The organism is Nisaea sediminum (assembly GCF_014904705.1).
GTDB classification, from domain to species: domain Bacteria; phylum Pseudomonadota; class Alphaproteobacteria; order Thalassobaculales; family Thalassobaculaceae; genus Nisaea; species Nisaea sediminum.
The window spans coordinates 32,160-47,382 of the sequence record NZ_JACZCQ010000009.1 but is presented as its reverse complement, the minus strand read 5'-3'; the positions used below and the strand labels follow the sequence as shown (position 1 = coordinate 47,382).

The following is a 15,223-nucleotide window of genomic DNA, read 5'->3' as shown; positions in this document are numbered from 1 at the left end:
CCAGATGGGCGGCGCTCTTCCTGACGTCCGGGTGCCCGTGACTCTTGGGCCGCACAGGTTCTGTAACCGAACGCCCGCCAGGCACCGACGGTCTTTCGAAAAATCTCACCTTTTGGCCGAAATAGTTTCAAATTTTTCTGCTATGAGTCGCTACCCACCAAAACCAACCACAATGGGAGCGAATCATGTCCATTACTAAACTGACGCGCATTCTGTCCCGCGCGACGGTCGCCGCTGCGGCCGTCACCTTTGTCCTGGCTACACCGGACGCCGAGGCAGGCTGCGGGCCGGGGGACTCGGTCTATATCGGGTCGGTCTGCACCACAGCCGCCAATTTCTGCCCGCGCGGCTACTTCGAGGCGTCCGGCCAGCTCCTGCCGATCGAGCAACACCAGGCCCTCTTCTCCTTGCTGGGGTGCGAATGGGGCGGAGATTGCCGGACCACTTTCAAGCTCCCGGACATGCGCGGCCGCGCGGCAATCGGCACCGGTGCGGGGCCGGGCCTGACGCCGATAGAACTCGGCCAATGGCGCGGCGCGGAAACGCACACCATGACCTTGTCGCAACTCCCGACGCACAACCACGCTGCAGCCTTCACGCCCTCGGGCGGCACGCCGCCAACCGGCAAACTGGAAGCCTACAGCGCGCGGGCGGGTTCGGACACGCCAACAGTCGGGGATTTCCTCTCCGGCGGCGGAGGAACACCAATCTTCGGCACCGGAGGCCTCGGCGCCCAGCTCGTCGAGCTGGACGGCCTCACGATCTTCGGCGGGACCCCCGGCGGCGGTACCGTGGCGATCGGCAATGCCGGCCAGTCCCGGCCTTTCAATATTCAGGGACCGGTCATGGCGCTCACCTACTGCATCGCGTGGAGCGGCATCTATCCGCCGCGCGACTGACTTTCCCCCGTGAGCCACACAAGCAAAAGAGGAGCAACCCATGCCCGTCACATTCTTCCGGCGCGCCTCAGCGCGTCTGTTCATGGCGCTCGCCGCGGCCGCCTCCCTGCTGCCAGTCACCGGCGCCAAGGCCGATTGCGGGCCGCCGGATTCGGTCTATATCGGATCCGTCTGCACCACAGCCGCGAAATTCTGCCCGCGCGGTTATTTGCCGCTTTCCGGCCAGATGCTGGCAATTGCACAGAATGACGTCCTTTTCTCCCTGATCGGCTGCGCCTGGGGCGGCGACTGCCGCACCACCTTTAAGCTTCCCGACATGCGCGGCCGCTCGGTGGTCGGCGTGGGCGCCGGGCCGGGCCTGACGCCGATCGAGCGTGGCCAGTGGCGCGGCGCGGAGATCCACACCCTGACCCGTGCCGAGATGCCGACCCATAATCATGCCGCGATTTTCGAGGCGTCGGGCGGAACGCCGATTGCTGGCATTCTCGAAGCCTATAGCGCCCGCGCCGGCTCGGACACGCCGGAAGTCGGAGACTTTGTCTCGGGTGGCGGCGGGGCGCCACTGTTCGGAGCCGGCGGCCTCGGTGCCGAGCTTGTCGAGCTCAACGGCCTCACGATCACCGGCGGCACCCCGGGCGGCGGGGAGGTCACGGTCGGCAATGCCGGCCAGTCCCGCCCCTTTGCCATCGAAGGCCCGGTGATGGCGCTGACCTACTGCATGGTCAACGAGGGCATCTACCCCCCGCGGGAATGACGTCCGCGTATCCGGCACATGAACCGCGCGGGGCCGCCGCGTCCATCGACCGTTGGACCGCCGCCCCGCGCACACGACAAGGCACCCCGACCCATCCATAAACTTTTACGCGCATTTCGCACAACGTTCGCGTAGCTCTGAAATCTACTTAGAATTGTGTCGAGTTGTGACAGTAACTTTCCGAAGATCGCTTGTTAATTAGCCATAAGTTTCATGTTGGTAACTGTTTCTCCATAAACTCTTTCAAATGGAAAGGCCTTGGCACCACATCGAAAACGGCATGGCAGTTTTTGAAATTAAAAAAATTTGCCTATTTATCAATTTGCTGGCCAACTTTTAGATTGAGCAGTACATTGAGCAATACAAGTTCGCCTGAGAGTCATCCTCGCGGCAGCGAACAGACCGTCATCCGGGTTTAGTAAGACGATGCCATCACTGAATACAGTTGTATTCACTGACCATGACGTGTTTAACTCAGACATCTTGCTGTCAGGGTTGACCGGAACAACCCTTGCGCACACCCTCTCGAATTCCGGCACCCCACTCCTAGAAATTGCATCCCGCCTCCAGGGCCTGCGAGATATCGAACGGCTCGTCCTGCTCGCCCACGGCGAACCGGGTTCGATCATTCTGAGCGGCAAGCGGGTCGACACTGAAGCGCTGCTCCAGCACACCCGTACCCTGGACAAAATCAAGGCGGCGTTAGCGCCGGACGCAGAGATCGTTCTGGCGTCCTGTTCCACCGGCGCAGGCAGCGCGGGAGATGCGTTCGTCGAAACCCTTGAACGAGCACTTGGCGCATCCGTATCGGCGGCTGAAACCGACGTCGGCGGCGACGCAGGATGGGCCTCCCTTCCGATGCTTTCGGCACTGTTGGGGGACCGAGCGCTCCGAAGCTATCCGCATCGGCTTTCGAAATTCGATTTCGAGAGCAATATTTCCGGTAACAACTCGACCGCTCTGAAACAAACGGTGGACGGGGTCACGCTTACGATCACCAGGTCCGACGGCGGAACCTTCAAAACCAGTAGCACTGGCGGCGTATCCGGAGTTTTCGCCGACAGCGGAAGCGTGGTCAGTGGCACCGTAACCGTCTCGTTCACCTTCGAAGGCACCAATACGGCAGCGCCTCTGAACGTCACCGCTCTCTCCTATTGGGAAGCGGCAGCCCCTACGGCAACCGGCGGCAATTACGTCATCGACCCGAACACGGCGGCCACGAACGAAGTCATCGCCGAGACCTCTATTTCCGACTTCCATTCCGATCGCACGCCGTCGGGCTGGGATGCGATTTCGTCGTTCCAGATATCCTACTCCAATGGCGGTAACTACTTCGTCGGCCTGGACGAAATCACATTCACCCTGGTCAACTCCGCGACCACCACTGCCGCCGATTTCAGCACGGCGGGGGGGACCACCAATCTCACCCCATCGAGTGTCGTGTTCGGGGCCGGCAACCAGACCCTGACGATCGCCGAGGCAGCTCATGTCAACACTTCGACCGGGGCGACGGCGGATGGCGGCGCCGATACGGACACCCTGGTTCTGGCGCAAACCGGAACCAACTTGGCCACGTCAGGTTTCACACTCTCGAATTTCGAGATCCTGACGCTGAACGACGGCGTCAGCGCCACCATGACCGGGGCGCAGCACGATGCGTTCAGCTCCGGTATCAATGGCACCGGCACGAACACGATCACCCTCGCGTCGGCCGGCGGCGACAGCAACATCACCGGCGATACGGACATCGAGTCCTATGTCCTGAACGATGCCTTCACCTTCACGATCGGCACGGTCGCGCAGAATGTCACGGGTAACGATGGCGCCAGCCAGACGGTGCAGTCGACGAGTTCTGTCGACAATCTGACCGGGACACTGAACGGCGGCGCCGGGCAGACCGACGTGCTGATCCTCGACGACGGCGACAATATCGCCGGCGCCACGATCTCCAATTTCGAGACGCTCGAAGTCGGCGCCGGCTCGGTGACGATGAAGGAAAGCCAGCACGACGGCTTCACCACCATCAACGGCACCGGGACGAACACGATCACGCTCTCGGCTGCTGACAGCGGCGGCGTTGTCACCGGCGACGCGGATATCGAGACTTACAATCTGAACGGCGCCTTCACCTTCACCCTGAGCGCGGTCGGACAAAATGTCACCGGAAGCGCCGGCGACAACCAGAGCGTCGGCTCAAGCGGCTCGATCGACATCCTGACCGGCACGCTCAACGGCGGAACCGGCGGTTCCGATACGCTGGTCGCAGACACCGGCGACGATTTCACCGGCGCCGCACTCAGCAATTTCGAGGTCCTGTCGATCGCGGACGGCGCCACGATCAAAATGACCGCCACCCAACACGCCGGTTTCACCAGCGCGTCGGCCACCGGCACTCAGACGATAAACATCTCCGGCAACGGCGCCGTCACGACCAAGGCTAACATCGAGAACTATTCGATCGGCGACGACACGAACCTCGATGACCGCGGTGTCAACATCAACCATGCCGCCGTCAACATCACCACCACCAGCGCCAACGACATCAACCGATATACGCTCAACAACAATCTCAACTACACCGGCACGATCACCGACGGCGGCCTCGGCGGCCAGCTGACGATGAACGAGTATTCGAGCATCACCCAGGCGACGCTCAACAACATCGTCAAGGTGACGGTCGGCAGCGGCCCCGAAGTCCTGATGACCGCGGCGCAGCACAATGCCTTCGGCACCATCGACGGCGTTGCGGGCTCGAACATCAAGCTGGACTCGGGAAACATCGCGGTCACCGGCGACGCCGACATTACCGGCTACCTCGTCGGCACGAGCTACACCGGAACCTTCACCCTCGGCGCCGCCACGCAGAACTATACCGGCGGCACCGGCAACGACACGCTCAATGCCGGCTCGCTGACCGCGACGGGAACGCTGAACGGCGGAGACGGTACCGGCGACGTCCTGCAGCTCAGCAGCGGCGCGAACATATCCGGCGCCACGGTCTCCGGTTTCGAGAACCTGACGCTCTCCGGCGGCGCATCGGTGACCATGAAGGAGACGCAGCACGACGCGTTCTCCTCGGTCACCGCGCCGGGCGCCGACATCATCACGATTTCGGACGCCACAAACGGCTTCCAGACGGCGGCAGCGGTCGAGAAATACATTCTCGGGGTGGCCAACGCGACCACGATCACCGGCGGCGCGCAGGAAATCACCGGCTCGACCGGAAACGACACCTTCACCTTCCAGGGCCTGACCTATACCGGGACGCTCTCGGGTGGCGCCGGCACCGACGTGATCCAGATGACGACCGGGAGCAACATCTCCGGCGCCAACATCTCCGGGGTCGAGAACCTGACCCTGGCGGGCAACGCCTCGGTCACGATGACCGTGTCGCAGCTGAACACCTTCGCCGGCGGCACGATCAATGCGGGCGGGACCGAGACCGTCACGCTCTCCGGCGACGGCAATGTCTCCACCGTCAGCGCGATCGAGAACTATGTCGTCGGCGACAGCACGGGCAGTTCCCGGACCGTTACCATTACAAATGCCGGGCACAGCGTCAGCGCGACCTCCGACAGCGATGCCGTCACATTCGACGCCGGGGGACTGACCCTCACGGGCACGCTGACCGGCGAAGGCACCGTCAACGACATCCTGTCGATCAGCAACGGCGCGAACATCTCCGGCGCCACGATCTCAGCGATCGAGGATCTGACGCTGGCGAATAACGGCTCCGCGACGATGACAGTAGCGCAGCTGAACGGCTTCACCGGCACGATCACCGCCGCCGGCACCAACACGATCACGCTGACCACCACCGGGACGATCTCGAACAGCAATCTCGCGAATATCGAGGCCATTGCGACGGCCAGCGGTGGCTCCGAGACCATCACGCTTGCAGCCTCGACCGCCTCCGGCAAGACTCTGACTGCGACCGATACCGGCAACGACAAGTTCGTGGTGACCGGTTCCGCCGGCGCGCAAACCGTCACCGGCAGCGCCGGGGCCGATACCATCGACGGCGGCGCCGGGGCGGACACGCTCGGTGGCGGCGCGGGGGTCGACAGCCTCACCGGCGGGGCGGACACCGACCAGTTCACCGGCAGTGCCTCCGATCTGAACGGCGACACAATTACCGACCTCGCCGCTGGCGAGACCATCTTGCTGACCGGCGTGACCGGACTTAGCACCGCGAACGTCCGTTTCAACGGATCGACGCTTGAGATCGATACCGACGCGACGACCTTTGCCGCGCCGGAGGTCACGATCAATACCAGCACGGATCTGAGCAGCACGCTGATCGCCTCCACTGTCGGCGATTCCGGCGGGAACACTCTGATCACCCTTGGCAGCAGCTCCGTTTCCGTCACCAGCACGGCGGCTGGCTTCAACACGACGACCGGAACCAACACCACGCCGGCCTCAGCCCTCGGGTCGACCAGCGACACGCTGACAATCGCGTCCGCGACCCATACGACCGGCTCCACGGCGGACGGCGGGACCGGCACCGATACGCTGGTCCTGTCAGCCGACGGAACCGATCTCACCCAGCTGACGACGCTGACAGGCTTCGAGACCCTGACGCTCGGCAACAATGTCGGCGCGACAATGTCGGAGAGCCAGCATGACGCCTTCACGACGATAAACGGCGGCACAGGCACCGAGACGATCACGCTGAGTTCCGCCAACGGCGACGGCAACGTTACCGGCGATGCGGACATCGAGACCTACAACCTCAACGGTGCCTTCACCTTCACGCTCGGCGCGGCCGGCCAGAACGTTACCGGCGACGCCGCCTCCAGCCAGACGGTGAAATCCTCGGCCTCGATCGACACGCTGACCGGAACGCTGAACGGCGGCACGGGTCAATCGGACACGCTGGTTCTCGATACGGGCGACAATATTTCCGGTGCGACGGTCAGCGGATTCGAGAACCTGACCCTCGATTCGGGCGCTTCGGTCACGATGACGGCGGCGCAGCTGAACGGCTTCACCGGCACCGTGACCGCGGCAGGAACGGAGACCGTCACCCTGACGAGCGGCGGGTCCGTCACCGGCGCGAACCTCTCCGCCATCGAGACACTGGCGACGGCAAGCGGCGGGTCCGAGACCATCACGATGACCGCCGCGCAAGCTGCAGGCACCACGCTGACCGCCACCGATGCGGCCAGCGACCATTTCGTGGTGACCGGCTCGGCGGGCGCGCAGAACATTACAGGCAGCGCCGGCGCCGATACCATCGATGGCGGCGACGGCGCCGACACGATATCCGGCGGCCTCGGCTCCGATCTGATCTCCGGCGGCGCCGGCGGGGACAGCCTGCTCGGGCAGGACGGCGTCGACAGCCTCTTCGGGTTTTCCGGGGACGACTATATCGACGGCGGCGCCGGTTCCGACCATCTTGCCGGTGGCGACGGCGGCGACACGCTCAGCGGCGGAGACGGCGCCGATACGATCAGCGGCGACGCGGGCAACGACAGCATCGTCGGCGGCGCGGGGCAGGACGTGCTGATCGGCGGAACCGGCGACGACACCTTCAGCGGCAGCGCGAGCGAGTTCAACGCCGATACCATCAGCGGGATCGCGGCCGGCGACCAGATCGTCATCTCCAACGCGGATCTGAGCACGCTCAGCGGCACGACGCTTGGCACAAGCATCGAACTCGGCGGCGGCAGCATCCTCAATATCGCGGACTCGCCGTCGAACCTCACCATCACGGCGACCGTCACCGGCGGGAACTCAACCCTTACTTTCGCCGCCCCGGCATCGAATAACGGCGGCGGCGGCGGCAACGGGTCCTCCGGTCCTGTGGTTGTAACCGACAATCCCTCGGACACCTCGACGGGCGGAGCGCGCACGATCACGAACAACGGCTCGACCTCCGGCTCGGCCGCGATCGTGCAGAACACCGGCAATAACGGCAACGTGGTGACCGCCACGCTGCCTCCCTCGGTCTCTATTTCCTCCTCCGGGCCTTCGACTGCCCAGACGGCGGAGAGCGCCCAGACCACTCTGGTCAGCGCGATCCAGGCGCGGAACTCGACATCGGAGGCCCCGCTGACTGGCGGCGCACGAACCTTCCTGAACAATCTAGGTGCAACGACCACGCTCGACGTCAGGACCGTCATCCCGACCACGACGAGCAGCACAACGAGCGATCCCATTGTCATCACCGGCACCAGCAATGCCGGCCAATCGGAAGCCTTCGTCATCGATATGCGCTCAATGCCCTCCGGCTCGACCCTTCAACTCGACAATATCGAGTTCGCATCGGTGATGGGGCAAAGCACGATCACCGGCGGCGCGGGCCAGAACTATGTGACCGCCGACGACGCCAGCCAATTCATCTCGCTCGGTGCGGAAGACGACACGCTGGCAGGCGGCGGCGGCGCGGACACCGTCGGTTCCGGGTTCGGCGAGGACATCGTCTATGGCAACCAGGGCGCGGACTCGGTGTTCGGCGGCGGCGGCATGGACACGGTCTATGGCGGCCAGGACGGCGACACGGTGCTCGGCGACAACGACAATGACTGGGTCTACGGCAACAAGGGCGACGACACGCTCCTCGGCGGCAACGGCGACGACCGGCTGTTCGGCGGGCAGGACAACGACATCGTCTACGGCAATACCGGAAACGACAGCATCTCCGGCAATCTCGGTAACGACACGCTCTATGGCGGCCAGGGCAACGACCTGGTCTCCGGCGGAGCGGGAGCGGACATCATTGTCGGCAACAAGGGCGACGATACGCTTTCCGGCGGCGAGGGTGCCGATACCTTCATATTCGAGTTCGGCGGCGGGAACGACCAGGTCGCCGACTTCCAGGCGGGCACCGACACGCTCGCGCTGCAGAACGGGCTCGGTATCACGGGCGGGGTCGAGACGAACGGCAGTACCACCGTCACTTTCTCCGACGGCGGCACAGTGACGGTCATCGGCGTCAGCAAGACCGATCTCGCCGCGGCGACCGGCTGGGATCTCGGATAGCGACATCCCCGCGCACAACAGGCGTCACCCCGGCACAGGCCGGGGCGACGTTGGACGATGGTTCAGTCTTCCATGTGCGGATAGGGCTCTCCCTCGCCGCCGACGGAACGGGTGAAGATCTGGATGCCGTCTTCGCTCGTCCGGACGATGCCGATATCCGGGTTCTCGTCGACGAAGTCCACCTCTTCCCGGGCTTCGAAGCTCAGATAGACCTGATGGTTGAAGGCCCGCTGCAGGTAGAACGGGATGCCGCGCCAATGCCCCGCGATCGGGCGGTGCACATGGCCGAACAGCATCTGGTCCGGCCGGCGCTTCTGCAGGACCTCGAACAGCGCTTCTCCGTCACGCAGCTTGATCCGGTCCATCGGCGGAATGCCGAGATCGAACGGCGGGTGATGCACGGCGACAATCACCTGCTTGTCCGAAGGCACGGCGCCGAGCTCGCGGTCGAGCCAGGAGAGCCTGACGTCACAGAGTCGACCCTCGTGATCCCCCGGTTCGTCATTCAGGCTGTCGAGGCAGATCACCCGCGCGCCCTCTACGTCAAAGGAGAACTGGATGAATCCGCCCTCGATTTCGGGCGCGTCGGGGAACACCTTGCGGAAAGGCGCCCGGCTGTCGTGATTGCCCATCATCAGCAGGACCGGCATCTCCAGCGGAGCCAACGCCTCCTTGAGCGTCTCGTAGGCCGCCTCCTCGCCGTGATGGGCGAGGTCGCCGGTCAGGAGCACGGCTTCCGCGTCGGTGTGAAAGCGGCGGATCAGCTCGATTCCGGCGCCGAGCCGCTTCTTCGGGCTGGTCCCGTAGAGCAGGCGGTCGCCCGGGACGAAATGTGTGTCGGTGATCTGGATGAAACTCATGGGACGCTCGGTCCTCCCCTGACCCAATGGCACTCAAAGCATGTCGCGAAAACGGGGCCGGGCCAACGGACGAATGCCGCTGGCCCGACCGGGAAAGTTACTCCGGCAGCATGTCGCCGACTTCGGCGACCAGATCGCTCTGCAGCGCCGCCATATCGTCGTTCTCGCCGGTGACGATCGACTCGATGCCGTCATAGATCACCTGGGTGACCGCAAGGCCCTTGTCGCCCGGATAGGCGAGCCAGTCGCGCAGCAGCGGGAGCTGGCGCACGGCGGTCTCCTTGTTCGGGTTCCGCTTGTAGAAGTCCGCGAGGATGATCTCGTTCGCGGCCTTGTTCGGCGGCATGTAGCCCGTGGTCTCGGCCACCGCGGCGGCGCCGAGGCCCGAGGTGATATATTTCAGGAAGGTCCAGGCCGCCTGCAGGCGCTCCGGGTCCTCCGATTGGGAGACCAGAAGGGCGGCGTTGCCACCGGCCGGGAGACCCTGCGGCTTGCCGTTGATGCCCGGGAACTCGTTGGTCTTCAGCTCGAAGTCGCCTTTCGCGCGCTCGACGGCGCCGAGGGCGGAAGTGGACCAGAACATCATGCCGATCTCACCCGCGGAGAAGGAGGCCAGCGCATCTTTCCAGGACAGGTTCTGCATCTCGCAGCCCCGGAAAATCTTCTTCATGGTCTCGAGCGCGGTCAGGCCGGCCTCGCCGTCGAAATTGACCTTGTTGCCTTTGACGATCGGCTCGCCCTGATCCCACATCAGCGCCTGCACGAACCAGTTGCCGGTGATGTTCCAACCCCAGAAGACCGGGTTCTTCACGCCGTTGGCGCGCATGGTCTGGCAAAGCTCGACGACCTCGTCCCAGGTCTGCGGCAGCTTGTCGGAGCCGGACTTGCGGACGAGATCCATGTTGTAATAGCCGACCGGCAGCGAGACCGAGAACGGCAGGCCATAGACCTGGTTATCGAAGGTCGAGAGGCTCAGCATCGCCTTGTGATAGCCGTCCTTCTCGAAGTCGGCTTCCTTGGCGATGAACGGCTCGAGCGATTTCGCGATGCCCTTCTCGACCAGGACGGCCTGGCGGTTCAGTCCCTGCATGGTGACGTCCGGAAGATCGCCGGAGACGGCCTCGCGCAGGATCGTGTTGGTGCCGTCCTCGTAGCTCTCGTAAGTGGCGCGGAACTTCACCTGGATCTCTGGGTGCTCCTTCTTGAAGCTCTCCATGATCTTCTCGTAGGTGACGTCGAACAGGTGGCTGTAGGGATAGCCCACCTCGATCTCGACGGCGCCGGCCGGCGCCGCGTAGAATGCCGCGGCGGCGGCCATTGCAAACAGACGTTTCATGCCGTAACTCCTCAATGTTGATGCGCGCGGCCAAGTGCTTCCAGATGCCTTCGTCCGCTTCGCACGGCGTCCCCGTTGCAGGGACGAATGGGCGGCTCCCATTGCCGTGGGAGCCGCCGACCTCACCCTCCCGTCACTTCATTCCCGTGAGCGTGATTCCCTCGATGAAGCGTTTCTGAGCCATCAGGAACGCAACGATGAGCGGTGTGACGATGATGGTCGCGGTCGCCATCATCGGTCCCCAGTAGGAGCCGTCGCCGTCCCCCTTGAACTCGCGCAGGCCGAGCGGCGGCGTGTAGAGGTCGCGGTTGCCGGTGATCACCACCCGCGGCCAGAAATAATCGTTCCAGTGCGCAACGACGGAGAAGATCGCGAAGGCCAGGAGCGCCGGGATCGCGGTCGGCAGCATCACCTTCCAGACGATGGAGAACTCGTTCATGCCGTCCATGCGCGCGGCATCGATCAGGTCGTCCGGTACCGTCTTGAAGAACTGCCGCATCAGGAAGATGCCGAAGACCGAGATCGTCCAGGGAACCACGAGCGCCGCGTAGGTGTTCGTCATCCCCGCCTTCGCCAGCATGATGTAGAGCGGCAGGGCGATGGCATGGACCGGGATCAGCAGGCAGAACAGCACCATGCCGAAGACGACGTCGCGGCCCCAGAACTTGAGCTTAGAGAGCGCGTAGGCGCAGGGCAGTGCGACCAGCACCTGGATGAAGAAGATCGACGCGGTGACGATCACGCCGTTCAGCAGGTAGCGGAGCAGCGGCGCCTTCTTGAAGGCCTGCGTGTAGTTGTAGATAACCGGCGTTTCGACACAGTCCTCCCGCGCGTTACCGAGCTTGACGCAGTACTCGTCGACCATCTGCTCCTGGGCGCCGAAGAAGCCCCCGGTATTGGTCTCGATCTCGCGCGGCGATTTCAGCGAATAGCTGACCATCACGTAGAAGGGCAGGATGACGATCAGGGCGCCGAGGATGAGCACGGCGTGCTTCAGCGCCTCCGAAAAGGGCGAGGATTGGCCGATCATGAGTAATGCACCCTTCTCTCGACCAGCCAGCGCTGTGCCAGGGTCAGCAGGAGAACGAAGACAAGGAAGACGACGGTGATCGCGGCGCCGATGCCGATCAGGTTGTGCTTGATCGCCTTTTCGTAGATCGCGAACATCATCACGTAGGTGGTCTTGGACGGACCGCCCTGGGTGATGGCCTCGACGGTGTCGAACACCTGGAAGGACCGGATGGTGGCGATGGTCACCACGAAGACCGTGGTCGGCCCGAGCATCGGCCAGGTGACGAGACGGAACCGGTCCCAGGCGCTGTCGGCCCCGTCCATGGCCGCCGCGTGATAGAGCTCGCGGGGAACAGAGGTCAGGCCGGCAAGGTAGAGCACCATATTGAAGCCGAAACCCTGCCAGATGCCGATGAAGCAGACGGTCCAGATGGCATAGTCGCGGTCGCCGAACCAGAGCGGGAAGTTGCGGGCGCAGCCCGCCGCATACCAGTCCGAAATCTCCTCCAGGAAACCGCCGCAGCCGGACGCGAGGACCTTGTTGACGATCCCGATGGTCGGGTGGAGGGAGAATTCCCAGACGATCGCCATGGCGAGCAGTGCGGCCATGACCGGCAGGAAGTAGATCGTCTTGTAGATATCGCCGAAGCGTTTCAGCGAGTTGATCAGCAACGCCGCGCCGAGGCCGAGGCCGATGGAGACCGGGACGACGACGAGCACGTAGATCGCCGAGGCGGTCAGCATCTTCGTGTAGGTCGAGCGCGAGAACATCTTCTCGTAATTCTCGGTACCCACCCATTCGAAGCCCGGATTGCCGAGGCTGTAATCGGTGAAAGACAGCGTTGCCGCGATCAGGACGGGGGCGATGAGGATCACCAGCATCAAGACGATCGCCGGCGCCACGAAGAGGTAACCGGCGAGGCTTTCTGCGGTCAGCAGTTTGCGGCGGACCGGGGCTGGCCGCTCCATGGCGGGGGCGGTTGCGACATCGACCGCCATCTCAGGTCTCCCGGAAACGCAAGCGCAGGTGATCCGCGCCGAAGGCCATGGCGGTGCCGGATTTCGGGCGGACGTGAATATCCGCACCGATGGAGAGCGCGGCGGCCAGTTCCGGCGCCGCACGGGCGATCACCCGCTGTCCCCCGCCATTGACATGGCCATGCAGGAAATAGTCGGAGCCGAGATTTTCCTTGTGACTGACACGGAACGGCCAAGCGTCCACCGCGCCACCCCCGACAAGCACATCCAGATGCTCCGGCCGGACGCCTATGGAGAGTTCTTTGTGCGCCCCACCGAGACGGCGTTTGAGAGGGATCCCGTGCGCCACCACGCGGCCGTCCGCGTCGGCCTCACCGTCGAGCATGTTGATCCTCGGGCTGCCGATGAACTCCGCCACCCGGCGGTCGGCGGGGTCGCGATAGATCTCGTCCGGCGCGCCGAGCTGGAGGATATCCCCGTCCATCATCACCGCCATCCGGTCGGACATGGTCAGGGCCTCTGCCTGATCGTGGGTGACATAGATGAAGGTGGTCTTCAGCGCGTGATGGAGCTCCGCCAGTTCCGAACGCATATGGACGCGGAGCGCGGCATCGAGGTTGGACAAGGGCTCGTCCATCAGGAAGGCGACCGGCTTACGGACCATGGCGCGGCCGAGCGCGACGCGCTGGCGCTGCCCGCCGGAGAGTTGCCCCGGCTTGCGGTGCAGCAGGTGTTCGATCTTCAGGGTCTCTGCCGTCTCGCGCACGAGGCCGCGCAGAGCTCTTAGCTTCTCTCCGCGCCCCGGCAGCGCGGCCCCCAAGAGCGGCATGCGCTCCCAATGGGTCATGTCCCGGAGGCGCAGCGGCGTCTCCATGTTCTGCTGCACCGTCAGATGCGGATAGAGCGCATAGGACTGGAACACCATGGCGAGGTCGCGCCGGCTCGGGCGGACGTGATTGACGACGCGTCCGCCGATACTCACGTCGCCGGATGTCTGGCTTTCCAGCCCCGCGATGATGCGGAGCAGGGTGGATTTTCCGCAGCCGGAGGGTCCGACAAGGGTGAGGAACTCGCCATCCGCGATGTCGATGTCGAGCCCGTTCAGGACCCGCGTCGTGCCGTAATTCTTCTCGATGCCCGAAAGCGTGATGCGCGCCATGTGGCCTGCCCCGGTTAATGCGATCCGGAGCCAGCACTAGCAAACATCGTTTACGCGGAAATGACGTCATATTAGCGCTGCTAATATCTCGAACAGAATAGCGGCCGCCTGGAGAGCCCGGCCCGCGGGACCCGCAGTCGCTGAGACCGGCTATCGCCCTGCCCGGAAAAGGAAATGTGCGAATACCCGGGCGTCCAGACCGTCACACAAAGTTCAAGCCGGGCGCGTGGACTCCACAAGCCTGACCGCCCCCGGCAGCGCAGCTTCAAATTTCCGTAATGGGATTTCTGGTCAAATGGCCTCCACCGCGCGCCGCCTGAAACGGATCGCGGACCAGTTTCAGGGCGATTACCCTATGCATCGAGATCTCAAGCCGAGCCCATACCAGATTGCCGCCTTTACCCAGGCCGCACGGGATCGCAGTTTTTCCAAGGCGGCGAAGAACACCGGCGTCACCCAGTCCTCGATCACGCAGCATGTCGCCAAACTGGAACGGGCGATGGGCGTGCAACTGTTCCAGCGCAAGCGCGAGGGCCTGGAGCTGACCCGGGCGGGGCGCGAACTGTTCGAGATCTCGGACCGTCTGCGCTCGCTGGAACAGCAGGTGGAAGAGAAGCTGCAGGATTATGGCGGGCTCGCCACCGGCCATCTCCGGATCATCGCCAACGCCCCGAGGCCGGTCATGCCGGTTATCGCGCGCTACGGCGCCCAATATCCGAAGGTCGAGATCGAGTTCAGCCTCTGCAGCCGGACCGAAGCGCTTCGCCTGCTGAACGAACGCGAGGTCGATATCGCCGTGATCGTCACCGAACCGGAGGAGGACGGGCTCAGCGTCGAGAAGATCGGCACCACGCGGTACAAGGCCTTCGTGCGCCGGGATCACCCGCTCGCCGGCCGCGGCACGGTCTCGCTTCGGGAACTGGCGGGCGAGACCATCATCCTTCCGGAAGAAGGCTCGCTCACGAAGAGTTTGGTGATGGAGCGCGCTTCGCTACACGGGATCGAACTGACCTCGACCGTCCGCACTCATTCCTTTCCGATGGTGAAGGAAGCGGTGCTTCACGGGATCGGCGTCGGGTTCCTGCTGGAAGAAGCCCAGTATCCCTCCGCCAACCTGACCTCTCTCGAGGTCGCGGAAATTCCGGACATTTTCAGCGTCTGCCTGATAACGCCGGCGGAAAAGCGCAATCTCCGCCTGATCTCGAGCTTCTGCGATACGTTGCTCGATGCGGTCTGATC

Annotated in this window: 9 protein-coding genes; 4 read left to right on the top strand and 5 right to left on the bottom strand. The window is 63.9% G+C overall.

Annotation, left to right across the window (positions count from 1 at the left end):
• The first annotated feature begins 185 nt into the window (after positions 1 to 185).
• From IG122_RS24135 to IG122_RS18130, 3 genes are all read left to right on the top strand, one after another.
• Entirely contained in the window at positions 186 to 899 is a 714-nt protein-coding gene (locus IG122_RS24135) for a phage tail protein (protein WP_226893728.1), read from the top strand.
• 40 nt (positions 900 to 939) lie between these two features.
• Entirely contained in the window at positions 940 to 1,653 is a 714-nt protein-coding gene (locus tag IG122_RS18135; RefSeq protein WP_193187015.1) for a phage tail protein, read from the top strand.
• A gap of 426 nt (positions 1,654 to 2,079) precedes the next feature.
• Entirely contained in the window at positions 2,080 to 8,640 is a 6,561-nt protein-coding gene (locus IG122_RS18130; protein WP_226893727.1) for a DUF4347 domain-containing protein, read from the top strand.
• A 62-nt stretch (positions 8,641 to 8,702) separates the two neighbouring features.
• Here the strand turns inward: IG122_RS18130 and IG122_RS18125 are convergent, their stop codons facing one another.
• From IG122_RS18125 to IG122_RS18105, 5 genes are all read right to left on the bottom strand, one after another.
• On the bottom strand, positions 8,703 to 9,500 hold the full coding sequence (locus IG122_RS18125; protein WP_193187009.1) for a phosphodiesterase: 798 nt from the start codon (positions 9,498 to 9,500) through the stop codon (positions 8,703 to 8,705).
• Between the two features lie 97 nt (positions 9,501 to 9,597).
• A complete protein-coding gene (locus IG122_RS18120; protein ID WP_193187006.1) occupies positions 9,598 to 10,836 on the bottom strand; it encodes an ABC transporter substrate-binding protein in 1,239 nt (412 codons plus the stop codon).
• A gap of 133 nt (positions 10,837 to 10,969) precedes the next feature.
• The gene (locus tag IG122_RS18115; RefSeq protein WP_193187003.1) at positions 10,970 to 11,866 is read right to left on the bottom strand and encodes a carbohydrate ABC transporter permease; all 897 of its coding nucleotides are present in this window, start codon (positions 11,864 to 11,866) and stop codon (positions 10,970 to 10,972) included.
• On the bottom strand, positions 11,863 to 12,846 hold the full coding sequence (locus IG122_RS18110) for a carbohydrate ABC transporter permease (RefSeq protein ID WP_193187000.1): 984 nt from the start codon (positions 12,844 to 12,846) through the stop codon (positions 11,863 to 11,865). The genes IG122_RS18115 and IG122_RS18110 overlap by 4 nt, the downstream gene beginning before the upstream one ends.
• A gap of 1 nt (position 12,847) precedes the next feature.
• Positions 12,848 to 13,984, bottom strand: coding sequence for an ABC transporter ATP-binding protein (locus tag IG122_RS18105; RefSeq protein ID WP_193186997.1), 1,137 nt, complete (start codon positions 13,982 to 13,984; stop codon positions 12,848 to 12,850).
• Positions 13,985 to 14,279: 295 nt separating this feature from the next.
• On the opposite strand from IG122_RS18105, the gene IG122_RS18100 reads away from it, so the two are divergent.
• On the top strand, positions 14,280 to 15,221 hold the full coding sequence (locus IG122_RS18100) for a LysR family transcriptional regulator (RefSeq protein ID WP_193186994.1): 942 nt from the start codon (positions 14,280 to 14,282) through the stop codon (positions 15,219 to 15,221).
• The last annotated feature ends 2 nt before the right edge of the window (positions 15,222 to 15,223 follow it).

Coding starts and splice junctions, on each gene's coding strand:
- IG122_RS18100 (WP_193186994.1), top strand. CDS start 14,280: ATGGCCTCCACCGCGCGCCGCCTGAAACGGATCGCGGACCAGTTTCAG.
- IG122_RS18110 (WP_193187000.1), bottom strand. CDS start 12,846: ATGGCGGTCGATGTCGCAACCGCCCCCGCCATGGAGCGGCCAGCCCCG.
- IG122_RS24135 (WP_226893728.1), top strand. CDS start 186: ATGTCCATTACTAAACTGACGCGCATTCTGTCCCGCGCGACGGTCGCC.
- IG122_RS18130 (WP_226893727.1), top strand. CDS start 2,080: ATGCCATCACTGAATACAGTTGTATTCACTGACCATGACGTGTTTAAC.
- IG122_RS18115 (WP_193187003.1), bottom strand. CDS start 11,866: ATGATCGGCCAATCCTCGCCCTTTTCGGAGGCGCTGAAGCACGCCGTG.
- IG122_RS18105 (WP_193186997.1), bottom strand. CDS start 13,984: ATGGCGCGCATCACGCTTTCGGGCATCGAGAAGAATTACGGCACGACG.
- IG122_RS18125 (WP_193187009.1), bottom strand. CDS start 9,500: ATGAGTTTCATCCAGATCACCGACACACATTTCGTCCCGGGCGACCGC.
- IG122_RS18135 (WP_193187015.1), top strand. CDS start 940: ATGCCCGTCACATTCTTCCGGCGCGCCTCAGCGCGTCTGTTCATGGCG.
- IG122_RS18120 (WP_193187006.1), bottom strand. CDS start 10,836: ATGAAACGTCTGTTTGCAATGGCCGCCGCCGCGGCATTCTACGCGGCG.